Raw genomic sequence first — 22,486 nt, 5'->3', positions numbered from 1 at the left:
TCAATGAAAAGCCTGATCAGTCCGTACCGCTCATGGGGGGAAGCGTGACGTCACCCAGCCGGCGGCAGAGCGAGGGCACGGCGGAGACGGTGGCGATCGGCACCGGCCGTCGTAGCGCCTACCTGGTCGTCCTGGTCATCCTGCCCGTTCTGGCGCTGGCGCTCGCCGTGCCGGCCGCCTGGGGATGGGGCGTCGGGCTCCGCGACCTGGTCATCGCGGTCGTGATGTACCTGGTGAGCATCTTCGGCATCGCCATCGGTTACCACCGGCTCTTCACCCATCGCGCCTTCAAGGGCAACCGGGTGCTGCGGATCTGCCTCATGTTCGCCGGCGGCCTGGCCGTCGAGGGACCGGTCACCCTGTGGGCGGCCGAGCATCGAAGACACCACAAGTACGCCGACCGCGAGGGCGACCCCCACTCACCGTGGCGCTACGGCGACAGCGGCCTGGCGCTGCTGCGCGGCATGCTGCACGCCCACATCGGCTGGTTCTACACCGCCCGCCGGCGCTCCAGCCGCGAGCACTGGGTGCCGGACCTCATGGCGGACCCGGACGTGCGGCGCTTCGACGCCGCCTATCCCGCCGTCGTGGCGCTGTCGTTCGGGCTGCCCGCCGTCGTCGGCGGGCTGTGGTCGATGTCCTGGGCGGGCGCGTGGAGCGCGCTGCTGTGGGGCGGCCTGGTCCGCTACGCCGTGGTGCACCACGTCACCTGGTCGGTGAACTCGATCGCCCACACCTTCGGCGACCGCCCGTTCCGCACCCGTGACCGCTCGTCCAACGTGTGGTGGGTGGCGATGCTGACGCTCGGCGAAGGCTGGCACAACTGGCACCACGTCGAGCCGACCTGCGCCCGGCACGGGGTGCTGCGGGGCCAGCTCGATCCCAGCGCACGGCTGATCCGGTGGTTCGAGCGGGCGGGCTGGGCCCACGACGTCCGCTGGCCCAGCCCCGGCCGCCTGACCACCCATCGCACCGGCCCGGCGCCCTGACGCCTCTGACGTGTTAATCCGGTTGTCCGGCAGGCAGGCGTTGGCCATGATCGAGGGGATGAACGTCCCCTACCGGCAGATCCGTGCCGACTTCACCGACGAAGCGATCACCGTCTACCAGGCGTACGAGCCCGCCATCGCGGCCCCCGCCGTCGCCTCGCAACGCTTCGTCCCGCCCTTCAAACGGGAGCGGATGACCTGGATCAAACCATCCTTCCTGTGGATGATGTACCGCTGTGGCTGGGCCACGAAGCCCGGCCAGACCAGGGTCCTGGCCGTCGCCATCACGCGGGAGGGGTTCGAATGGGCGCTGGGGCACTCCTGCCTCAGCCATCCCGACTCCGGCACGGACCAGGCGGCGTGGAAGAAGCGCCTGCGCGACAGCCCGGTCCGCGTCCAGTGGGATCCTGAACGCGACCCGCACCACAACGCCCTGCCCCACCGCTCCGTCCAGGTGGGCCTGTCCGGCGACGCCGTCACGCGCTACGTCGATCAATGGGTCGTGCGGATCACCGACCTGACCGATCGGGTCCATGACCTCCGGCAGGCGCTACGCGACGGGAAGGACGTCACCGACCTGCTTCCCGTGGAGCGCCCCTATCCCCTGCCCATGGCGCTCGCCCGGGCCATCGGTGCGAACGTCCCGCCTGATCTCGGCTGAGCGAGACCCGGCGAGCGGCGATGGCCGGGCAGCTTTCCGGGCTTGACCGGATTTCTCGTCCGCCACCGATTCCTTTTCCGCCGCGCCGAAGTCATACCGGCGTACGACACTTCCGAACGCTGCGGCGGCAAAGGACTCGATCATGACCGAGCACATCGACCCTCAGCTCAAGGCCCTCGACCGGCTCGTCGGCACCTGGACCGTCACCGGCGGCGCCGAGGGCACCGTGACCTACCGGTGGATGGAGGGCGGCTACTTCCTCGTCCAGGACGTGGACCTCAGGCAGGACGGCATGACCATCAGGGGTACCGAGATCATCGGCAGGGAGCGCGCGTTCGGCGCCCAGGCGCCGGGCGAGGACCTGCGCTCCTGGTACTTCGACAGCCACGGCAGCACGTTCACCTACGTGTACGAGGTCGACGGCGACACGCTGACGATCTGGGGCGAGGAGAAGGGCTCACCGGCCTACTACCGGGGCACCTTCGACGCCGAGGGCACGAAGGTGCACGGCGCCTGGGTGTACCCAGGAGGCGGCGGCTACGACTCCGACATGACCCGCGTGAGCTGACCATCCTGCCCGCCGGGAGACCAGCGCCCGGCCCGACGCGGGATGCGGCCGGGCAGGGGTCAGGAGGGTTCTTCGGCTTCGGCGGGGGTCGGGCGGCGGCCCTCGCCGGGGAGGCGGACGTCGTCCACGGTCACGTTGACCTCCGTGACGCCCATCCCCAGCATGCGGCTGACGACCTTGGACACGTTCGCCTTGACCTCGGAGGCGACGTCCATGACGACATGGCCGTACTCGACCACGATGGTCAGGCTCACCGCCACCTGGCCGTCCTGGATCTGCGCGCTGACGCCCTGGTTGGCGCGCCGCGAGCCGATGCCGATGCGGTCGCGTACGGACTCGAGGGCGCGCACCAGGTCGCCGCCCATGTCGGCGACCCCGGGCACCTCCAGCGCGGCCAGCGCGGCGACCTTCTCGACCACCTCGTCGGCGACCTTGATCCGGCCCTTCACGTCCGCTCCCTCGTCCGCCGTCGGGGCCTCGACGGACGACGGAGCGGTCGGGGGCACGGCGTCCTGGGAGTCGGAGCCCCCGGGCGGGGCGGGCTGTCGCTGCTCGGCCAACGCTTCACTCATGGCGGCCCTCCTGTAGGCGGTGCTCAGGATTGTGCCGGAAGAGCACCCCGTTTGTCCGGGGTCCTATGCTGCTAGTTATGCACGATCAGGCAGGGGCCGGGTCCCCCGACAACTTCCAGCGTCTGTGGACCCCGCATCGGATGGCCTACATCAAGGGCGAGAACAAGCCGACCGGCACCGGCCCCGGCGACGGCTGCCCGTTCGACGCCATCCCGAAGATGAGCGACGAGGACGGCCTGATCGTGAAGCGGGGGCGGTCGGTGTACGCCGTGCTCAACCTCTACCCCTACAACTCGGGCCATCTGATGGTGGTGCCCTACCGGCACGTGTCCGACTACGACGAACTGGACGCGGCCGAGGTGGCGGAGCTGGGCGAGTTCACCCAGAAGGCGCTGCGGGCGCTGCGCAAGGCCAGCGGCGCGCAGGGCTTCAACGTGGGCATGAACCTGGGCCACGTCGGGGGCGCGGGCATCGCCGCCCACCTGCACCAGCACGTGGTGCCGAGGTGGGGCGGCGACACGAACTTCATGCCGGTCGTGGCCCAGACCAAGGTGCTGCCGCAGCTACTTCGTGATACCCGCCAACTGCTCGCCGACGCCTGGGACTGACCCGCCCGTACGGTTCAGCGCGCTGATGCCGGCCGCCAGCAGCAGCGGCACCGCCAGCGCCAGGGCCATCGACAGCACGGCGGCGCCGGAGTCGTTGACCAGCATCCCGACCACGCCGCTGACCATCGTGCCGATGAGCCCGGCGCGCAGCGCGGGGGAGTGCTCGAAAGCCGCCGGCACCACGCCGGCCGACGCCTGCTCGGGCCGGACGATCGCGTACACGAGGAAGGCCACGGCCACGATCACGATCGGCATCAGGTTGGGGCTGAGCAGGGTGGACAGCATGGCCTGCAGCTTGCGCCAGATGACGTCGACCGCCTCCCCGGTCAGCACCTGCCCGACGAACCGCCCCAGGTGCGACTGCTCGTCGGGCGGCCGCAGGTAGTTGACCCAGGCGAAGCCCATCACGATCACGCCCCCGGCCACGCAGAACGCGCCCAGCTTCACCAGCGAGACCCGCCGGCCCGACAGGATCAGCGCGGTCACCGCGATGCCGGGCACGAACGCGATCACGCCGCCGAAGTCGCTGCCCATCCCGGAGCCGCCCAGCACCATCGCGAACGCCCCCAGCCCCACGATCGCGCCCAGCCCCACCTTGCCCGGCCACCGGTGCGCGATCACCGTGGTGGCCAGCAGCGTGCCGGTCGCCAGCAGCGCGAACGGGATGTTGCCCAGCCCGTAGTAGCGGGCCCCCTGCTCGGCGCTGTAGCCCATGAAGCTGTTGAGCTGGAGCGTGGTGCCGGTGAGCAGGTCACCGGCGAGCGTGAGCGCGGTGATGCCGGCGACCACGGCCAGCGGGCCGAGCGGATCGCGCCGCCACGGCCCGGCCAGCGCCAGCACGGTGATCGCGGCCCACCAGGCCAGCATGCCGCCGAACAGCTCCAGGTGGCTGGACCAGGGCAGCAGGTTGACCAGGAACGAGGTGACCGGCAGGGCGGCCAGCGCCACGGCGGAGGCGCGTACCCAGGGCAGGCTCTTGCGGCGGCGCAGCAGCAGGAAGGCCAGCACGTAGAACAGGACCTGGAGCACCGCCAGGGCGGTGAAGTAGACGCCCTTCGCCGAGCGCATGGTCTGGGCGGTGGCGTCGGCGCGCTGGAGCCGTTCGAACGTGGCCCCGGCGTCGCCCACCTGCAGCGGCCCGCCGACGACCGTGGCAGGGACGGGCACGCCCAGCCTGCCCAGCACGGTGGAGGTCAGGTCGGGCAGGATCGAGATGTCGGCGCGCTTGGTGGAGGCCGCGCCGAGCAGCCGCCCCTCCGCCCCCGGCTCGCGCAGCGCGGCCACCCGCAGGTGGGGCACCGAGCTGTGGTCGGACAGCCCCGCCAGCAGCACGGTGGTGCCGGCCGGGAGTGCCGACAGCACCGCGCCCGCCTTCGCGTCGGCCTGCCGCAGCGCCTCGCGGCGCTGGGCCGGGGTGAGCTTGTCGGGCACCTTGGGCAGCCGGTCCTGCTCGCCCGCCAGGTAGGGCAGGACGAGGTCGTCGACGTCCACGGCGATCATCCGGCACTTCGCCAGGTCGGCAGGGGTGACCTGGAGCGCGGAGGCGCGGTAGTGGCCGACCGCGCCCTGCCGGTCGGCCAGCCCCAGCGCGGCGCCCGGGCCGATCGCCGTCGAGCACTGGCCGGCCGCCTTGAGCGACTCGCCGAGCGTGCCCGCGTTGCGCTGCCCGGCCACGTCGGTGAGGTAGCCGTAGTCGGGGATGACCGCGCCCTCGCCCTTGGGCTCGGGCGCCGGGGGCGCGCCGCAGCCGTAGCCGACGGCCGAGCGGGTGCCCGCCGACACGGTCAGCCACCCGTCGTAGGGGCAGGTCACGTTGCCGACCGTACGGACCGACAGCGAGCCGATCGCGCTGCCCTTGGCGAACTCCCAGAGATGGGGCGTGTCCGACGGGGTCAGGTCGTTCCAGTGCAGGCCGGACACGCCGATGAGCGCCACCCGCTGCGCGGCCTGCTCCGCGGCGGCCGGGGACCGTTGGTCGGCCGGCCGCTCCGCCCGGGCGGGCCCGGCGAACAGACCTTGACCGACAAGCACGTGACCGACCAGGACGGCCAGCACGACCAGCGCGCGCCTCACGCCGACGACCTCCCGCGTTCGCTGACTTCGCGTGACGCGGCAGGCCGCGAGCGGGCCCTGACACGCCATCAGACCCGACTACCCTCTCACGGGCCGGGCGCGCGCAAGGCCGTCCTGGACGGGGGCCGGGCGGGCGGCGCGCGTCGGCGCCTGTCACGCAGGGCGTACGCCCCCGCCCCGCACAGGAAGATCTTCCCGACCAGGACGTGCCGAGCCCCGGATGCGCGTCACGGCGCTGGAAATGCGCGGGGGCCGGCCCCGGGTAGGGACCGGCCCCCGCCTCCTACGGACGTCAGACCGTGGACTGAGGACGTCAGACGGCGTCGACCTTCACCTTGACCGCCTTGCTCTCGTTGTGCAGCCGGTCGAGCGCGGTGATCAGATAGGTCCCCTCCGCCTTCGTCGTGTAGGAAGGCTCGCTCACCACCGCCACCAGGTTCCTGGCGTCGGTGGTGTGACAGTCTTTGCCGGACTTCGGCAGTTGGTAGACCGCGTAGGCTCGGGCGTTCGCCGACGGCGTCCACGACAGGCGGGCGCCGGCCGCCTTGGCGCCGGCGGGCGCGGCCGGGGCCTGGCCCCCGCGGTCCTTCATGAGCGGCTGCAGCGCCGGGCGGCTGTAGTGGCTCTTCGCCAGCCGGTCCATCGCGCCGAGCGGGTCGGACAGGAGCTGCTTGGCGCTGAAGTAGACGGCGCCCTCGACCACCTTGCCGTCGCGGCTCGCGGCGACCTGGGCGGACAGCTCGCCGGGACGGGTCCACGCCTTGTCGTCCTTGGTGCCGACCCGGTAGAGGCCGTGGCCGATGTAGAGCTGCACGTCGCTGTCCTCGACCTCGTCGGCCCACCAGCGCACCAGCGTGTTGTAGTCGGCGAGGTCGTGCCCGCGCGGCCAGTAGAGCTGCGGCAGCACGTAGTCGACGGTGCCGGACTTGATCCAGGCGCGCGAGTCGGCGTAGATCGAGTCGTACGCGGACATGCCCGAGGTGGCCGAGCCGCTCGGGTCGTTGGACTTGTTGCGCCAGATGCCGAACGGGCTGATGCCGAACTTGACGTGCTTCTTCGTCCGGTGGACGGCCTTGTCGACCTCGGCCACGAGCGTGTTGACGTTGCTCCGCCGCCACTCGGCCAGCTTTTTGCCCTTGCCGTGCTTGCGGAAGGCCGCGGCGTCGTCGAACTTCTCCCCGGCCACCGGATAGGGGTAGAAGTAGTCGTCGAAGTGCACGCCGTCGATGTCGTAGCGGCTCACCACGTCGGTGATGACCTTGGTCACGTGGTCGCGCACGGCCGGCAGGCCGGGGTTGTAGTAGAGGCGGCCGCCGTATTCGACCGTCCAGTCGGGATGCCGGCGCGCGGGGTGGTCGGCGGGCAGCTTGGCGGTGTCGTCGCCGTAGGAGGCGCGGTAGGGGTTGAACCAGGCGTGGAACTCCATGCCGCGCTTGTGCGCCTCGCTGATGAGGAAGGGCAGCGGGTCCCAGCCGGGGTCCTTGCCCGCCGTGCCGGTGAGGTATTGCGACCAGGGCTCGAGCGAGGACTTGTAGAACGCGTCGGAGGCGGGCCGCACCTGCACGAAGACCGCGTTGAAGTTGCGCTTGGCGGCACTGTCGAGGATCTTGACGTAGTCGGCCTTCTGGCGCGCGGGGCTCTGCCCGGTCTTGGTGGGCCAGTCGATGTTCGTCGTCGTGGCGATCCACACCCCGCGCAGCTCGCGCTTGGGGTGACGGGCGTCGGCCTTGCAGGACGCCGAGGGTGCGGCGAGGGCCGTCTTCTTCCCGCTCGCCGCGGTGCTCTGCCTGGCGTCGGGGCCGAAGGCGTAGGCGGCGGTGGTGGTCACCACCGCGAGAGCGGCAACGGCGAGGAGTGGGCGTCCGGTTCGCATAGTGCCCCCCAGTGTTGCAGCCGCCGGGGCATGCTCGGTACGAAAAAACGAAATCGAGTCGTGATGCTCTTGTGACAAAAGTAAAGGGCTGGGCCGGGAGGGACATTTCCCTCCCGGCCCCCGCTGCCTGATGTGTCTACCTGTCTACCCGGACATGTTCACCCCGTGGTGGTCACTCTGTGGCGGTCACCTTGCTCGCGAGGTTCGGCGGCAGTGGCTCGTAGCGCAGGAACGCGCGGTGGAACGTCCCCGTCCCGTGCGACATGGACCTCAGGTCGATGGCGTAGCGCGTGATCTCCAGTTCGGGCACCTCCGCCTTGACCAGCGTGCGTCCTGTGCCGACCGGCTCCGTGCCGAGCACCCGGCCGCGCCGCGACGACAGGTCGGACATCACCGAGCCCACGTAGTCGTCGGCCACCAGCACCGACAGCTCGTCCACGGGCTCCAGCAGCAGCGTCGGCACCTTCGACGCCGCCTCCTTGAGCGCGAGCTGTCCCGCGATCTGGAAGGCCATGTCGGAGGAGTCGACGGAGTGGGCCTTGCCGTCGTACAGGGTGACGCGCACGTCCACCATCGGGTAGCCGGCCATCACGCCGCGCTCCATCTGGGCGCGCACGCCCTTCTCCACCGACGGGATGAACTGCCGCGGCACCACGCCGCCCACGATCTTGTCGACGAACTCGAAGCCCCCGCCGGACGGGAGCGGCTCGACCTCGAGGTGGCAGATCGCGTACTGGCCGTGGCCGCCGGTCTGCTTGACGTTGCGGCCCATCGCCTGGCACCTGCCGCCGAACGTCTCGCGCAGCGGCACCCGCAGGTCGACCCGCTCGACCTCCACGCCGTGGCGCTTGGCCAGGCGGTCGAGCAGCACGTCGGTGTGCGCCTCGCCCATGCACCACAGCACGAGCTGGCGAGTCTCGGCGTTGTTCTCCAGGCGCAGCGTCGGGTCCTCGGCCACCAGCCGGCCGAGCGCCTGCGACAGTTTGTCCTCGTCGGCCTTCGACCTGGCCCTGATCGCCACAGGCAGCAGCGGCTCCGGCATGGTCCAGGACGTCATCAGCAGCGGGTGCTCGACCTCCGACAGCGTGTCGCCGGTCTCGGCCCGCGAGAGCTTGGCCACGGCCACGATGTCGCCGGCGACGCCCTTGGCCGCGCCGCGCTGCTGCTTGCCCAGCGGGCAGGTCAGGGTGCCGATGCGCTCGTCCACGTCGTGGTCCTCGTGCCCGCGGTCGGCCAGGCCGTGCCCGGAGACGTGCACGGTCATGTCGGGGCGCAGGGTGCCGGAGAAGACGCGTACGAGGCTGATGCGGCCCACGTACGGGTCGCTGGTGGTCTTGACGACCTCGGCGACGAGCGGGCCGTCGGGGTCGCAGGTGATGCTGTTGACCGGCTTGCCGGACAGATCGGTGATCTCGGGCAGGTGATGTTCCAGGGGCGACGGGAAGCCCTGCGTGATCAGCTCCAGCACCTCGTGCGCGCCCACCCCGAGGCCGCTGCACAGCACCGGGTGGAAGCTGCCGCGCGCGACGGCCTTCTCCAGGTCGTCGACCAGGACCTTGGTGTCGATCGGCTCACCCTCGAGGTAGCGCTCCATGAGCGACTCGTCCTCGCTCTCCTGGATGATGCCCTCGATCAGGACGCCGCGGTGCTCCTCGATCTGCGCCTCGTACTCGGCGCCGGGGTCCTTCTCCGTACGCTTCCCCGTGGCGTAGTTGTAGAACTTCTGCGTCAGCAGCCCGATCAGCCCGTTCACGTGACCGTTGGTGATCACCGGGAGATAGAGCGGCGCGACGCCGTCGCCGAAGACCTCCTGACAGGTGGCCAGCACCTCGTCGAAGTCGGCCCGCTGATGGTCGATCTTGGTGATGACGACCGCCCGCGGCATGCCGACCCTGGCGCACTCCTCCCAGAGCATCTGGGTGAGACCGTCGACCCCTTCGGACGCCGAGACCACGAACAGCGCGGCGTCCGCGGCGCGCAGGCCGGCGCGCAGGTCGCCCACGAAGTCGGCGTAGCCGGGCGCGTCGAGAAGGTTGATCTTGATGCCGTTGTGCACCAGCGGCGCCACGGCGAGGTTGACCGACCGCTGCTGCCGGACCTCGACCTCGTCGAAGTCGCTGACGGTGTTGCCGTCCTCGACCCGTCCCGGGCGCTGGATGGTGCTCGTCGCGGCCAGTAGCTGCTCGACGAGGGTCGTCTTGCCCGCTCCTGAGTGGCCGACCAGCACGACATTGCGTATCGCATCCGCCCTGTCGGCCGCGGGTGCCCTGCCCGCGGCTCCCACGGCGCCGCTCGAATGTCTTTCCGCCACATCGCCTCCCGCGTCGTCGGTACGTCTGCCAACGCCGCGCCCGCGCGGAGGGTGCTGGAAACCGCATGGACGCGGTGTGTTCACCAAATACCCATGTGGCGGATATCACAAGGGGGGCACGGCAAAGAAAGTTGTCAGGCTCGTCGTGGCCTAGGATCGGAGCGCGATGCTCAAACTCCTGCGCCCGGCCATGACCCGGATACTCACCCCGCTGGGCAGGGCTCTCGTCGGCCGCGGGATCGGCCCGAACGCCGTCACGGCGGTCGGCACCCTCGGCACCGTCGTGTCCGCCCTGTTCTTCTTCCCCTTGGGGCAGCTCACCCTGGGCGCCCTCGTGATCACCGTCTTCGTGCTGTTCGACCTGCTCGACGGCGTGGTTGCCCGGCTCGGCGGGCAGGGGGGCACGACCTGGGGGGCCTTTCTCGACTCGACGCTCGACCGGGTCGCCGACGCCGCCATCTTCGCCGGCCTGATCCTCTACTTCATCTCGCTGGGCGACACCGTGACGGCCTCGGTGACGCTGGTGTGCCTGATCGCCGGGGCCCTGGTGTCCTATGCCAAGGCCAGGGCCGAGGCGCTCGGGCTCACGGCCGACGTCGGGCTGGCCGAGCGGCCGGAGCGGCTGGTGGTGGCGCTGGTGGCCGCGTGCCTGGCGGGGCTCGGCGTACCGTACGTGCTGCCTGTGGGCATGTGGCTGCTCGCGCTGGCCAGCGTGATCACCGTGGGCCAGCGTGTGGTGGCCGTCTACCAGCAGACGAGGGAGAGATGAGCGAGAAGGCGTCTTTCACCGACCGGGTCGTGGCCGCCGGGTTCGCGGCGGGGTGGCGGCTCGTGCCGCTGCTGCCCCGGCGCCCCACGGCCGCCGTCTTCCGGTTCCTGGCCGACCGGGTCTGGGGCCGGCGCGGCAGGTCCGTGCTGCGGCTGGAGTCCAACCTGGCCAGGGTGAGCGGCCTCGACGCGGGCAGCAGGGAGCTGGGCGAGCTGACGCGGGCCGGGATGCGCTCCTACTTCCGCTACTTCCACGAGATCTTCCGCATGCCGTCGATGGATCGCGCCGAGATCGTCCGCCGCACCCACGTCATCGGCGCCGAGCACGTCCACGACACCGTGGCGGCCGGGCGCGGGGTGGTGCTGGCGCTGCCCCACATGGGCAACTGGGACCAGGCGGGGGCGTGGCTGGTGGGCGTGGGCCATCCGTTCGCGACCGTGGCCGAGCGGCTCAGACCCGAGTCGCTGTTCCGCCGCTACGTCGCCTTCCGCGAAAGCCTCGGCATGGAGGTGCTGCCGCTGACCGGCGGCGACGGCCACAACTTCGGCACCCTGGCCACCCGCCTGCGCAAGGGCGGCGTGGTCTGCCTGCCGGCCGAGCGCGACCTGACCAAGAACGGCGTGGAGGTGCGCTTCTTCGGCGCGGCCACCAAGATGCCCGCGGGGCCGCCGTTGCTGGCCGTGCAGACGGGGGCGGCGCTGCTGCCCGCCATCGTCTACTTCGAGGGCGACGACTGGGGCATCCACATCCACGGGGAGCTGCCGGTGCCCGCGGAGGGCACCCGGCAGGAGAAGGTCTCCGCGCTGGCGCAGGGCCTGGCCGACGTGTTCGAGAAGGGCATCTCCGAGCATCCGGAAGACTGGCACATGATGCAGCGCCTCTGGCTCGACGATCTGGAGCCCCGATGAGGGTCGGCATCGTCTGCCCCTACTCGTGGGACATGCCCGGCGGGGTCAAGCAGCACATCGACGACCTGGCCCAGGCGCTCATGGCGCACGGCCACATCGTGTCGGTGATCGCGCCGGCCGCCGACGACGACGAGCTGCCGCCGTACGTGACGGGCGCGGGCCGGGCGGTGCCGGTGCCGTACAACGGGTCGGTGGCCAGGATGTCGTTCGGGTTCCTGTCGGCCGCGCGGGTGCGGCGGTGGGTGCGCACGGGCGAGTTCGACGTGCTGCACATCCACGAGCCGCTGATCCCGAGCCTGGGCGTGCTGGCCTGCTGGGCGGCCAAGGGGCCGATCGTGGCCACGTTCCACGCCTCGTTCTCGCGCTCGCGGGCGATCGCGATCGCCGAGCCGCTGCTGCGCAGCGCGCTGGAGAAGCTCAGCGGCCGCATCGCGGTCTCCGACGCGGCCCGCAAGAGCCTGGTCGAGCAGTTCGGCGGCGACACGGTGCTCATCCCCAACGGCGTCACCGTGGCCCGCTACACCGAGGCGGAGCCCCTCGACGGCTGGGGGCCCGACGGCGCCACGATCGGCTTCCTGGGCCGCATGGACGAAGAGCGCAAGGGCCTGCCGATCCTGCTCGACGCCTTCCGTACGCTGGCGGCCGAGCGGCCCGAGGTCAAGCTGCTGATCGCCGGGCCGGGCGACGAGAAGGACGTCTACGAGCGGGTGCCCAGGGAGTTCCGCGACCGGGTGACGGTGCTGGGCATGGTGAGCGAGGCCGACAAGATCCGCGCCTACCACTCGGTCGACGTGTTCTGCGCGCCCAACACGCGCGGTGAGAGCTTCGGCATCGTGCTGGCCGAGGCGATGGCGTCCGGGGCCACGGTGCTGGCCAGTGACATCCCGGCCTTCCGCAAGGTGCTGGGCGAGGGGCAGGCGGGCGCGCTGTTCGCCAACGGCGACCCGGCCTCGCTGGCGCGCGAGGCGGGCGCGCTGCTCGACGCGCCGGAGCGGCGGGCCAAGCTGGCCGCGGAGGCGCTGGTGGCGGTCAGGAAGTACGACTGGTCCACGGTGGCGCGCGACGTCGTACGCGTCTACGAGACCGTCACCATGAGCGGTGCGGGGCGGGTGGAGGAAGACCTGTGACGTCCACCATGATCGTGCTGATCGTGGGCATCGTCGTGGTGCTCATGGCGGTCTACATCTCCTGGCGGGCCGGTCGTCTCGACCGCCTGCACATCCGGCTGGAGCTGGCCCAGGAGTCGCTCGACGCGGCGCTGATGCGGCGCCGGGCGGTGGTGCTCGAGCTGGCCGGCTCGCGCCTGCTCGACCCGGCCACGTCGCTGGTGCTGGCCGCGGCGGCCCACGAGGCCAGGACGGCGGGGCCGGAGGAGCGCGAGCACGCCGAGAGCGACCTGTCGCGGGCGCTGCGGGCGGTGGTCGACCAGGAGCGCTTCAGGGAGCGGCTGTCGGAGGCGCCCGGCGGCCCCGACCTGCTGGAGGAGCTCGACGCGGCGGTGGCCAAGGTCGTCTACTCGCGCCGGTTCTACAACAACGCCGTCGGCGTCACGCGTACGGCGCAGCGCCGCTGGCTGGCCAGAACCCTGCGCCTGGCGGGCTACACCGAGTACCCGCAATTCTTCGAGATTGATGACAATCCGCCCGCGACCATGGCAACTGAATGACCTGATTTGGGGAAGCCAGTAAGCTTCATCCCGTTTTCGGGCTGAGGCAAGGAGAGTTACACGTGCGGCTTACCCGGATGATCACGCTCTGGCTGGCGGGAGCGGCCGTGGTGCTGCCCGTGACGGCCTGTTCCTCCGACGACCCGGCGGCCGGGCAGGCGCCGCGGGCCGCCACCGCCGCGGCGGCGCCCAGCGAGGAGCCGGAGGAGGTCAACGCCCACCCGTTCACCGGCAAGCCGTACGACAAGCTCAAGCCGGTGCTCGCGGTGAAGATCGAGAACACCGCGGCAGGCAAGCCGCAGCTCGGGCTCAAGAGCGCCGACATCGTCTACGTGGAGCAGGTCGAGGCCGGACTGACCCGGCTCATGGCCATCTTCTCCTCCAAGCTGCCGCCCAAGGTGGGCCCGGTGCGCAGCGCCCGCATCTCCGACCTGCACATCGCGCCGCAGTTCGGCAAACCGGCCTTCTCCTACTCGGGCGCGCAGACCAAGATGCTGCCGTTCATCGCCGAGGCGTCCCTGTTCGACGTCGGCGACACGCGCACCCCCGGCGCGTACTTCCGCCAGCCGGGCCGCGTCGCCCCCTACAACCTGTTCGCCAACACCAAGGAACTGCTGGCCGGAGCCCCCAAGGCGAGCAAGGCCAAGGACGTCGGCTTCACCTTCGGCGACGCGCCGGCCGAGGGCGGGACCGATCGGAAGTCGTTCACGGTCAGGTGGCCGGCCGCGCGCTTCACGTTCACCTGGTCGGAGGCGAAGAAGCAGTGGATGATCGCGCAGGACGGCAAGAAGGACATGGCCGCCGAGGGCGGCCAGCTCAGCGCGCCGACGATCGTGGTCCAGTACACCAAGACCGAGCGCTCCGAGTTCCACGACGTGAACGACAGCTACACGCCGCTGGTGCACACCACGGGCAAGGGCTCGGCGGTCGTGCTGCGCGACGGTAAAGCTTTCAACGCCAAGTGGGAGCGGAAGTCGGAGGAGAGCGGCACGACGTTCACCACCGCGAGCGGCGAGCCGATGAACTTCGCGCCCGGCCAGGTCTGGGTGGCCCTCGCCAGCCGCAAGCCCGTCATCCCCTAGCGCGCCCCACCGGATGAGCCCTTCATGGTCATCCTGTATGGGCTGGGTCACAGATCCTGACATGTTGGTATGTCGGGGGAGGGGTGGCGCAGGACCTACGATGGGCTTGATAGACGTGTACAGAATCGCCGTAGAGCCCGTGAGGATGACCGTGTCCAGCAGCACGCCAGAAAGCACCCCCGTCACCGGAACCGCCCGCGTCAAGCGCGGCATGGCCGAGATGCTCAAGGGCGGCGTCATCATGGACGTCGTCACCCCCGAGCAGGCCAAGATCGCTGAAGACGCCGGCGCGGTGGCCGTCATGGCCCTCGAACGCGTGCCCGCCGACATCCGCGCGCAGGGCGGCGTGTCCAGGATGAGCGACCCCGACATGATCGACGGCATCATCGCCGCCGTGTCGATCCCCGTCATGGCCAAGGCCCGCATCGGCCACTTCGTCGAGGCCAGGGTGCTGCAGGCGCTGGGCGTCGACTACGTGGACGAGTCGGAGGTGCTCACCCCGGCCGACTACGCCAACCACATCGACAAGTGGCAGTTCACCGTGCCGTTCGTGTGCGGGGCGACCAACCTGGGCGAGGCCCTGCGCCGCATCACCGAGGGCGCGGCCATGATCCGCTCGAAGGGCGAGGCCGGCACGGGCGACGTCTCCAACGCCGTCACCCACATGCGGACGATCCGCGCCGAGATCAAGCGGCTCGCCTCGCTGCCGGACGACGAGCTCTACGTCGCCGCCAAGGAGCTGCAGGCCCCCTACGAGCTGGTCGCCGAGGTGGCCAGGTCCGGCAAGCTGCCGGTGGTGCTGTTCACCGCGGGTGGCATCGCCACCCCCGCCGACGCGGCGATGATGATGCAGCTCGGCGCCGAGGGCGTGTTCGTGGGCTCGGGCATCTTCAAGTCGGGCGACCCGGCCAAGCGCGCCGCGGCCATCGTCAAGGCCACCACGTTCTACGACGACCCCGACGTCATCGCCAAGGTTTCGCGCGGTCTGGGCGAGGCCATGGTCGGCATCAACGTCGACGAGATCCCGCAGCCGCACCGCCTGGCCGAGCGCGGCTGGTAGTTCCGGCGCGTCGTTGCAGGTCACAGGCTTGGGCCCGTGAGACGATCACATCCGGCAGGCCGGAGACGGCCTGGCGGGGGCGCCACGATGCGACGGTGAAAATTGCCGGAGAAGGCGGCATCCGCGAAGGATGTCGCCTTTTTCGTGTTGTCTGTTGTTCACCAAATGGTCATGATGCTGAGTCAGGCTACGGGGCGTCCTCACCCTTGATCACCACAGGAGCCCCAGGTGTCCAACCTGAACCGCAGACACTTCCTCGTCACAGGGTTAGCGGCAGGCGCCGCCGCGGCCATCCCCGCCACCGCCGCGCACGCCGAGCCCGACCCGGCCGCCGAGACCGCCCAGAGCCTGGCGTCTCGCGGGCTGCGTACCGACCCGTTCACCCTCGGTGTCGCCAGCGGCGACCCCGACCACGAGGGCTTCGTCCTGTGGACCAGGCTCGCCCAGCAGCCGATGGCCGAGGACGGGCTCGGCGGCATGCCGCAGCGGACCTTCCCCGTGCTGTGGCAGGTGTACTCCGACGAGCGCGCCCGCCGGGTCGTGCGCAGCGGCGTCACCGTCGCCGCCCCGGAGTGGGGGCACAGCGTCCACGTCGAGGTGGAGGGGCTCAGCTCCGACCGTGAGTACTGGTACCGCTTCCGCGTGGGCCCGTACGTCTCGCCGCTCGGCCGCACCCGCACCGCCCCGCACCCCCTGTCGTACGGCGGCGCCCTGGCCATGGCCTTCGTCTCGTGCGCCCAGTACGAGCACGGCTACTTCACCAGCTACGGGCGCCTCGCCGAGGAGCACCCGGACATCATCCTGCACCTGGGCGACTACCAGTACGAGTACACCAAGAACACCTACACCATCCCCGGCGGCAACGTCCGCCACCACGAGGGCCCCGAGACCGAGACGCTGGCGAACTACCGCCAGCGCCACGCCCAGTACAAGGTCGACCCCGACCTGCAGGCCGCGCACGCCGCCGCGCCCTGGCTGGTGGTCTGGGACGACCACGAGCTGGACAACAACTGGGCCGACGAGGTGCCGGAGAAGCCGGAGGTGCCCCAGCCGAACTTCCTGACCAGGCGCGAGGCCGCCTTCCGCGCCTACTACGAGAACATGCCGCTGCGCCGCACCTCGATCCCGCGCGGCATCGACATGCAGCTCTACCGGCGCGTCCGCTGGGGGCGCATGGCCACCTTCCACATGCTCGACACCCGCCAGTACCGCGACGACCAGGGCTGCGGCGACGGCTACCGTGACTGCCCCGCCGCGGTGGACCCGGCCCGCTCGATCACCGGCGCGGCGCAGGAGGAGTGGCTGCTGAACGGCTTCCGCAACTCGCGCGCCCAGTGGGACATCCTGGGCCAGCAGGTCTTCTTCGCCCAGCGTGACAACAACGCCGGGCCCGCCAAGATCACCTCTCAGGACGGCTGGGACGGCTACGTCGCCTCCCGCCGCCGCATCACCGAGGGCTGGATCGACGCCGAGGTGCGCAACCCGGTGGTGCTGACCGGCGACGTGCACGCGCACTGGGCCAGCGACCTCAAGCTCGACTACGACGACCCGACCGGGCCCACGGTGGGGTCGGAGCTGGTGGCGACCTCGATCTCGACCGGCGGCGACGGGGCCGACTCCGACCCGGCCCGGCACCCGTTCCTGACGATCAACCCGCACCTGAAGTTCTACAACAACCAGCGCGGGTACGTGCTGACGAAGATCGAGCGCGAGCAGATGTCGGCCGACTTCAAGGTCGTGCCGCGGGTCCAGACGCCCGGGGCCGAGGTCTACACCCGGGCCACGTTCGTCATCGAGGACCGGGTGCCGGGCGTGCAGCAGACGTACCTGCGGCCGCTCGACCCGACGCTCCGCGCCGCTCAGGAGATGACGGTGGAGGAGACGGTCCGACTGGAGACCGAGCGCCCGTAACGCCCTTCGCCCGACTTCTGTCCGTGCCCGCTGTTCCCGCCCGCCCGTTGCGCCTGCCCTCCGCGGCCGGTCCTCGGGCGGGCCTCTTTGCCTGCGGACGGGCCGCGGACGCGCCCCACATGGAAGACGGCACGCGGTTCTGGTGTTGAATTAGCGGAACCCGTACCCGGACGGAAGGATCGGCTGTGCCCGCGATCGGTGTTCTCGCCCTCCAAGGAGACGTGCGCGAGCATGTGCGCATGCTTCGGGAGGCGGGCGCGACGGCCACCGCCGTACGCCGCCCCGCCGAGCTGGACGCGGTCGACGCCCTGGTCGTCCCCGGCGGTGAGTCGACCACGATGTGGAAGCTCGCCGAGATCTTCGACCTGCTCGAGCCTCTGCGCATGCGGATCAAGGAGGGCATGCCCGCCTACGGCTCCTGCGCCGGGATGATCATGCTCGCCGACCGCATCGAGGACGGCGTCGCCGGCCAACAGACCATCGGCGGCATCGACATGGTGGTCAGGCGCAACGCGTTCGGCCGCCAGGTCCACTCCTTCGAGTCCGACCTCGACTTCGCGGGCGAACCGGTCCACGCGATCTTCATCCGCGCGCCCTGGGTCGAATCGGTCGGCGCGGACGTCGAAGTGCTGGGCAGGTGCGAGCCTGGGGATAGGATCGTCGCGGTCCGTCAAGGGCCGTTGCTCGCGACGTCGTTCCACCCTGAGCTCACCGGGGACGTGCGCGTGCACCGTTACTTCGTAGACATGGTGAGGGAGCTCTAGGTAATGTCCGGCCACTCCAAATGGGCGACGACGAAGCACAAGAAGGCCGCGCTCGACGCCAAGCGCGGCAAGCTGTTCGCGAAGCTCATCAAGAACATCGAGGTGGCGGCCCGGACCGGTGGCCCTGACCCGGACGCCAACCCCACCCTCTTCGACGCCATCTTCAAGGCCAAGAAGAACTCCGTGCCCAACGACAACATCGAGCGGGCGCGCAAGCGCGGCGGCGGCCTGGAGGCGGGCGGCGCCGACTGGCAGACGATCATGTACGAGGGCTACGCGCCCGGCGGCGTCGCGGTGCTCATCGAGTGCCTCACCGACAACCGCAACCGCGCGGCCTCCGAGGTCCGCGTCGCGCTCACCCGCAACGGCGGCTCGCTGGCCGACCCCGGCTCCGTCTCCTACATGTTCAACCGCAAGGGCGTCGTGATCGTGCCCAAGAACGGGCTCGACGAGGACACCGTGCTCATGGCCGTGCTCGACGCGGGCGCCGAGGAGGTCAACGACCTGGGCGACTCGTTCGAGGTCGTCTCCGAGGCCGGTGACCTGGTGCCGGTGCGCAAGGCGCTCCAGGAGTCCGGCATCGACTACGACTCGGCCGAGTCCAGCTTTCTGCCGACGATGAGCGTGCCGCTCGACGAGGAGGGGGCCAAGAAGGTCTTCCGCCTCATCGATGCGCTGGAGGACAGCGACGACGTGCAGAACGTCTTCGCCAACTTCGACGTCTCCGACGACGTGCTGGCCGCCCTCGACTGATCCGCTGCCGGGCCCCGATGTCCGCGAGCCCGGCGGTCCGGCCGGCCGGTCCCGCGTCCGCCACCTCGGCGTCCCATCGGTCCGGTGTCCTGTTGGTCCGGCGTTCACCGGGGCGGTGTCCGCGGGCGCGGCGTTCACCGGACGGGCGTTCTGGCGGACGGGCGCGATGGCCTGGCGTTCACCGGACGGCCGTTCTGGCCGGATGGGCGCGATGGCCTGGTGTTCACCGGCACGGGTCGTCCGGGTGTGATGGATCACGGACCGGCCGGTGGCGAAGCGTGCGCGAGGGGGCCGGGGCAGCGTAGGGTCGGGCGTCGTGACTTCCCCCATCCCTCCACAGCCCTACTCGCGAGCGCTCGGCTTCCTGCTGGCCGTCCCCGCGTTACTCGGCGCCCTCATCACCCTGGTGCTGCCGACGGGGCAGACGATCTGGCTCAGCTTCCAGAGCGGCGGCATCCTGCGCGACAGCGCCTACGTGGGGACGGCCAACTACACCCATCTGCTGGGCGAGGCCGAGTTCTGGCGTGCGCTGGGGTTCACGTTCTCGATGATCGTGTTCCCGCTGCTGGTGGCCGTGGTGGTGGGACCGCTGCTGGCCCTCGCCCTCGACCGGGCGGGCACCTGGACGCGGCGGGCCGGGCGCGTCGTGCTCTCGCTGGCCGTCGTCACCTTCTCGCCGGTCGCGGTCGCGGGGGCCTGGATGCGCGGCCTGACGGACGACGCCACGGGCCTGGTCACCCTGGCCGAGGGCCTGCGTGAGCCCGCCACGGCCCCGGGCGCGCTCCGGCTGATCGTCGCCGCCGCCACGTTCGGGCTGGTCTGCGCGCTGGCCGTGATCGCGTTCCTGCCCGCGCTGCGCGGCGGCACCCCCGTGCCCGCGATGCTCGTCGTCGGCGTCCTCGTCGTGCTCGCGATGGTCGCCGTCGGCCTCCAGTCGTTCTCCATCGGCCTGGCGCTCACGCGGGGCGGCCCTGAGCGCGTCACAGAGACGCTCGCGGGCCTCCAGTACGACAAAGCCTTCAGAACGGCCGAATTCGGCCTTGGTGCGTCCATCGCGGTCCTTACGGGGGTGATCCTCGGCGTGCTGGGCCTCATCGCCACGATCGTCGCCGTGGCCGCGCGCCTCAGCATCACCGTGACCCGCCGCGCCGCGTCGGACCCGGCGCCGCAGGGCCCGTACGGTCAGGCCTCCGGCATCCCCGGCGGCGAGCCGGCCCCGGGCAGCGCGGTGCCCCTGCCGCCCCCGGCGGCTCCCGGCGCCGTTCCCGGGCCGGGCAGCCCGTACCTCCCGGGGCCCGTGAGCGGCGACGGCGGTCGGGCCCCGGCCCGGACGGCGGCGAACCCCGTGGCCGTGGCGGTCGGCGTCGTCGCGCTCGTGGTCGTCGTGGTGGTCGCGCTCGTGCTCACCTGGCCCTGGATGGACGGCGTCCTCGCCTCGCCGCCCTCCACCGAGGCCGGCAGCCTGGGCGCGTTCGTCAACACCTGGGTGCCCGCGATCGTCGGGGCGTTCGTCTCGGTGGGGGTGGCGTACCTGGCCGCGCTCGGCATCGGCGGACTGCGCCCGCTCGGCAGGGCCAGCGAGTGGCTGCTCCTCCTCTTCGCCCCGTGGCTGTTCGTCGGCACCGGCCCCCTCGGCGTCGCCAACTGGCAGAACGTCCGCAACCTCGGCCTCATCGACACCCTTCCCGCGCTCATTCCGCCGCTGCTGGTGAGCGTCCCGGCCCTGTTCGTTCTCACGCTGCTGTGCAAGGGCCTGGCCGAGCGCACCGACAAGGACTTCTTCGCGGGGGTGTTCCTGCCCTCGCTCCCCATGGCGGGCATCCTCGTCGGCGCCGTCACGCTCGTGAACGCCCACGACCTCGGCTGGCCGCTGCTGGTGGCGCAGAACGCCGAGCTGTTCACCACCCCGGTCGCGCAGTTGGCCCTGCTCAGCGGCTACAGCGGCATCGCCCCCGACGTCGCCGCAGGGACGCCGCTGCTGGTCGTCGCGGTCGCGCTGGCCGCCCTGGTCGCCGCCCAGCTCCTCTATCTCGACAGGCTCGCGGTCGCGACGAACGGCGCCGCAACTGGTTCGCGCGAACGTACGCCGGTTGCGTAGGGTTGCCTGTTCGTGGATATACGCGACCTCACCCCCGACGATCTCGACGACGTCTTCGACCTGCGTAAGCGTTCCTTCGGCCCGGTCACGCCCGCCGACGGGGAGAGATGGCGGCGCGCCGTACTCCCCGACCTGGACGAGGGCCGCTACCTCGGAGTGCTCGACGGCGGCCGGCTGGTCGCGGCGGCCCGGCTGCGCCCGTTCACGCAGTGGTGGCACGGGCGTCCGCAGCCGATGTCGGGCATCGCGGCCGTCACCGTCAGCCCGGAGGACCGCGGTCGCGGTGTCGGCGGCCGGCTCATGCGCGCCGTGGTCGAGCGGGGGAAGACGCTCGGCGACGCGGTGTCCGTGCTGTTCCCGGCCACCACCGCCATCTACCGCGGCGTCGGCTACGAGCACGCCGGGGCCCGGCACACCGTACGCCTGCCCGCCGAGTCGCTGCGCGCGATCCGGCCGTCCGGGCAGGTCAAGCTGCGCAGGATGGGGCCGGACGACGCCGCGGAGCTGGTCTCGGTGCTGCACCGCGTGCACGGCGCCGCCCGTTCGAGCGGTCCCGTCTCTTGGGACGAGCGCACCTGGAGCGTGTGGCTGGCCAAGGAGGACGACTTCCTCTACCTCGCGGACGACGGCTACGCCATCTACCGGTGGCAGGGCGACGGCACGATGGCGGTCGAGAGCCTGCTGGCCGCCTCCACGCAGACGCTGCGCGCGCTGTGGTCCCTGGTGGGCAGCGCGTCCACGATCGCCCGCGAGGTGGTGGCCGCGGTGTCGCCCGACGACCCCGTGCTGTGGCTGCTCCACGAGCGGACGGCCGAGCGGGTCCACCAGGAGCGGTGGATGTTCAGGGTGCTGGACGTGGCCGCGGCCGTCGAGCGCAGGGGCTTTCCCGCGCACGTCTCCTGCGCGGCCGTGGTCACCGTGGACGACCCGATCGGGGGAGGGGGGACGTACCGGCTGGAGGTCTCCGGCGGCTCTGGCACGGCCACGCCGGTCTCCGGGACCCTCGGCGTCACGCTCTCGGTGAACGGCTTGTCCGCCCTGTACGCCGGGATTCCGGTGCAGACGCTGCGGCTCAGCGGGCTCATGTCCGGAGATGACCGATACGACCAGGCACTTGAGGCCGCCTTCGTCGCCAAGCCGTACATGCTCGAGAGCTTCTGACAGGCGTTTCCCGATGCGCGCCCCGCCCCGCAGGGGTAAAGTCTCGTGCCGAACAGATGTTCGGCGACGGGCCGGGAGGGCATGCGGGTGCGGGTGTTGGGCGTCGATCCGGGGCTGACCCGGTGCGGCCTGGGCGCCGTCGAGGGGCGCCCGGGAGCGCCGCTGTCGCTGGTGGCCGTCGGGGTGGTGCGCACCGGGGCCGACGACGAGCTGGGGTCCAGGCTCGTCCGCATCGAGGCGGGCATCGAGGAGTGGCTCGACGACGTGCGCCCCGAGGCGGTGGCCGTCGAACGGGTCTTCAGCCAGCACAACGTCCGCACGGTGATGGGCACCGCGCAGGCGGCGGGCATCGCCGTGCTCTGCGCGGCCCGGCGCGGGCTCCCGGTGGCGCTGCACACGCCGTCCGAGGTCAAGGCGGCCATCACCGGCAGCGGCCGGGCCGACAAGAAGCAGATCGGCACCATGGTCACCCGCCTGCTGCGGCTGCCGGAGATGCCCAAGCCCGCCGACGCCGCCGACGCGCTCGCCCTGGCCATCTGCCACGTCTGGCGCGGCGGCGCCCAGCACCGCCTGGCCGAAGCCCTGGCCAAGGCGACCCAGAAGGGCCCACGTCGGTGAGCCCTCGCCGGAGGTTCACGTGGTGTCGGTGGTCGCCGGGG

20 protein-coding genes are annotated in these 22,486 nt (G+C 71.2%); 16 read left to right on the top strand and 4 right to left on the bottom strand.

The window, feature by feature from the left end; all coding sequences use genetic code 11:
• Positions 1-32: 32 nt before the first annotated feature.
• The 3 genes from ACZ6S0_RS00485 (at position 33) to ACZ6S0_RS00475 (ending at position 2,218) form a co-directional block, all read left to right on the top strand.
• Positions 33-989 (top strand): acyl-CoA desaturase, encoded by a 957-nt coding sequence (locus tag ACZ6S0_RS00485; protein WP_465912388.1) that lies wholly within the window; start codon positions 33-35, stop codon positions 987-989.
• Between the two features lie 10 nt (positions 990-999).
• Positions 1,000-1,650, top strand: a complete 651-nt coding sequence (locus tag ACZ6S0_RS00480) for a DUF4291 domain-containing protein (protein ID WP_465912387.1) — start codon at positions 1,000-1,002, stop codon at positions 1,648-1,650.
• A 142-nt stretch (positions 1,651-1,792) separates the two neighbouring features.
• Entirely contained in the window at positions 1,793-2,218 is a 426-nt protein-coding gene (locus ACZ6S0_RS00475) for a hypothetical protein (RefSeq protein WP_465912384.1), read from the top strand.
• 59 nt (positions 2,219-2,277) lie between these two features.
• On the opposite strand, the gene ACZ6S0_RS00470 is transcribed toward ACZ6S0_RS00475, so the two are convergent.
• Positions 2,278-2,790, bottom strand: a complete 513-nt coding sequence (locus ACZ6S0_RS00470; RefSeq protein WP_465912382.1) for an Asp23/Gls24 family envelope stress response protein — start codon at positions 2,788-2,790, stop codon at positions 2,278-2,280.
• Between the two features lie 77 nt (positions 2,791-2,867).
• Here ACZ6S0_RS00470 and ACZ6S0_RS00465 point away from each other — a divergent pair, with 77 nt between their 5' ends.
• Positions 2,868-3,398, top strand: a complete 531-nt coding sequence (locus ACZ6S0_RS00465; RefSeq protein WP_465912381.1) for an HIT family protein — start codon at positions 2,868-2,870, stop codon at positions 3,396-3,398.
• Here ACZ6S0_RS00465 and ACZ6S0_RS00460 read toward each other — a convergent pair.
• The 3 genes from ACZ6S0_RS00460 to ACZ6S0_RS00450 form a co-directional block, all read right to left on the bottom strand.
• The gene (locus ACZ6S0_RS00460) at positions 3,354-5,471 is read right to left on the bottom strand and encodes a hypothetical protein (protein WP_465912379.1); all 2,118 of its coding nucleotides are present in this window, start codon (positions 5,469-5,471) and stop codon (positions 3,354-3,356) included. The genes ACZ6S0_RS00465 and ACZ6S0_RS00460 overlap by 45 nt on opposite strands.
• A gap of 313 nt (positions 5,472-5,784) precedes the next feature.
• Positions 5,785-7,344, bottom strand: coding sequence for a glycoside hydrolase family 10-like protein (locus ACZ6S0_RS00455; RefSeq protein ID WP_465912377.1), 1,560 nt, complete (start codon positions 7,342-7,344; stop codon positions 5,785-5,787).
• 172 nt (positions 7,345-7,516) lie between these two features.
• On the bottom strand, positions 7,517-9,655 hold the full coding sequence (locus tag ACZ6S0_RS00450; protein ID WP_465912375.1) for an elongation factor G-like protein EF-G2: 2,139 nt from the start codon (positions 9,653-9,655) through the stop codon (positions 7,517-7,519).
• Between the two features lie 166 nt (positions 9,656-9,821).
• On the opposite strand from ACZ6S0_RS00450, the gene pgsA reads away from it, so the two are divergent.
• The 12 genes from pgsA to ruvC all read left to right on the top strand — a co-directional run bounded on the left by pgsA (position 9,822) and on the right by ruvC (position 22,445).
• A complete protein-coding gene (gene pgsA / locus ACZ6S0_RS00445; protein ID WP_465912373.1) occupies positions 9,822-10,424 on the top strand; it encodes a phosphatidylinositol phosphate synthase in 603 nt (200 codons plus the stop codon).
• Positions 10,421-11,332, top strand: a complete 912-nt coding sequence (locus ACZ6S0_RS00440; RefSeq protein WP_465912370.1) for a phosphatidylinositol mannoside acyltransferase — start codon at positions 10,421-10,423, stop codon at positions 11,330-11,332. The genes pgsA and ACZ6S0_RS00440 overlap by 4 nt, the downstream gene beginning before the upstream one ends.
• The gene (locus tag ACZ6S0_RS00435; RefSeq protein WP_465912368.1) at positions 11,329-12,459 is read left to right on the top strand and encodes a glycosyltransferase family 4 protein; all 1,131 of its coding nucleotides are present in this window, start codon (positions 11,329-11,331) and stop codon (positions 12,457-12,459) included. The genes ACZ6S0_RS00440 and ACZ6S0_RS00435 overlap by 4 nt, the downstream gene beginning before the upstream one ends.
• A gap of 8 nt (positions 12,460-12,467) precedes the next feature.
• Complete coding sequence (locus ACZ6S0_RS00430; RefSeq protein WP_465913354.1) at positions 12,468-12,998, top strand: hypothetical protein; 531 nt, start codon at positions 12,468-12,470, stop codon at positions 12,996-12,998.
• A gap of 62 nt (positions 12,999-13,060) precedes the next feature.
• Complete coding sequence (locus ACZ6S0_RS00425; protein ID WP_465912366.1) at positions 13,061-14,080, top strand: DUF3048 domain-containing protein; 1,020 nt, start codon at positions 13,061-13,063, stop codon at positions 14,078-14,080.
• 145 nt (positions 14,081-14,225) lie between these two features.
• On the top strand, positions 14,226-15,140 hold the full coding sequence (gene pdxS, locus ACZ6S0_RS00420) for a pyridoxal 5'-phosphate synthase lyase subunit PdxS (RefSeq protein ID WP_465912364.1): 915 nt from the start codon (positions 14,226-14,228) through the stop codon (positions 15,138-15,140).
• 228 nt (positions 15,141-15,368) lie between these two features.
• Positions 15,369-17,051, top strand: a complete 1,683-nt coding sequence (locus tag ACZ6S0_RS00415; protein ID WP_465912361.1) for an alkaline phosphatase D family protein — start codon at positions 15,369-15,371, stop codon at positions 17,049-17,051.
• Between the two features lie 185 nt (positions 17,052-17,236).
• Entirely contained in the window at positions 17,237-17,815 is a 579-nt protein-coding gene (gene pdxT, locus ACZ6S0_RS00410; protein ID WP_465912359.1) for a pyridoxal 5'-phosphate synthase glutaminase subunit PdxT, read from the top strand.
• 3 nt (positions 17,816-17,818) lie between these two features.
• Complete coding sequence (locus ACZ6S0_RS00405) at positions 17,819-18,568, top strand: YebC/PmpR family DNA-binding transcriptional regulator (protein ID WP_465912357.1); 750 nt, start codon at positions 17,819-17,821, stop codon at positions 18,566-18,568.
• Positions 18,569-18,884: 316 nt separating this feature from the next.
• Entirely contained in the window at positions 18,885-20,666 is a 1,782-nt protein-coding gene (locus tag ACZ6S0_RS00400) for a hypothetical protein (RefSeq protein ID WP_465912355.1), read from the top strand.
• Positions 20,667-20,678: 12 nt separating this feature from the next.
• Entirely contained in the window at positions 20,679-21,827 is a 1,149-nt protein-coding gene (locus tag ACZ6S0_RS00395) for a GNAT family N-acetyltransferase (RefSeq protein ID WP_465912353.1), read from the top strand.
• Between the two features lie 87 nt (positions 21,828-21,914).
• Positions 21,915-22,445, top strand: a complete 531-nt coding sequence (gene ruvC, locus ACZ6S0_RS00390; RefSeq protein ID WP_465913351.1) for a crossover junction endodeoxyribonuclease RuvC — start codon at positions 21,915-21,917, stop codon at positions 22,443-22,445.
• Positions 22,446-22,486 lie beyond the last annotated feature (41 nt).

This window comes from Nonomuraea sp. NPDC051298 (assembly GCF_055586305.1).
Note: the sequence above shows the minus strand (reverse complement) of the source record. Positions and strands in the feature narration are given on the sequence as shown.

Excerpts from the sequence above, each read along its gene's own strand:
- pdxS (WP_465912364.1), top strand. The coding sequence starts at position 14,226 with ATGACCGTGTCCAGCAGCACGCCAGAAAGCACCCCCGTCACCGGAACC.
- ACZ6S0_RS00470 (WP_465912382.1), bottom strand. The coding sequence starts at position 2,790 with ATGAGTGAAGCGTTGGCCGAGCAGCGACAGCCCGCCCCGCCCGGGGGC.
- ACZ6S0_RS00465 (WP_465912381.1), top strand. The coding sequence starts at position 2,868 with ATGCACGATCAGGCAGGGGCCGGGTCCCCCGACAACTTCCAGCGTCTG.
- pgsA (WP_465912373.1), top strand. The coding sequence starts at position 9,822 with ATGCTCAAACTCCTGCGCCCGGCCATGACCCGGATACTCACCCCGCTG.
- ACZ6S0_RS00435 (WP_465912368.1), top strand. The coding sequence starts at position 11,329 with ATGAGGGTCGGCATCGTCTGCCCCTACTCGTGGGACATGCCCGGCGGG.
- ACZ6S0_RS00485 (WP_465912388.1), top strand. The coding sequence starts at position 33 with ATGGGGGGAAGCGTGACGTCACCCAGCCGGCGGCAGAGCGAGGGCACG.
- ACZ6S0_RS00455 (WP_465912377.1), bottom strand. The coding sequence starts at position 7,344 with ATGCGAACCGGACGCCCACTCCTCGCCGTTGCCGCTCTCGCGGTGGTG.
- ACZ6S0_RS00405 (WP_465912357.1), top strand. The coding sequence starts at position 17,819 with ATGTCCGGCCACTCCAAATGGGCGACGACGAAGCACAAGAAGGCCGCG.
- ACZ6S0_RS00475 (WP_465912384.1), top strand. The coding sequence starts at position 1,793 with ATGACCGAGCACATCGACCCTCAGCTCAAGGCCCTCGACCGGCTCGTC.
- ACZ6S0_RS00440 (WP_465912370.1), top strand. The coding sequence starts at position 10,421 with ATGAGCGAGAAGGCGTCTTTCACCGACCGGGTCGTGGCCGCCGGGTTC.
- ACZ6S0_RS00430 (WP_465913354.1), top strand. The coding sequence starts at position 12,468 with ATGATCGTGCTGATCGTGGGCATCGTCGTGGTGCTCATGGCGGTCTAC.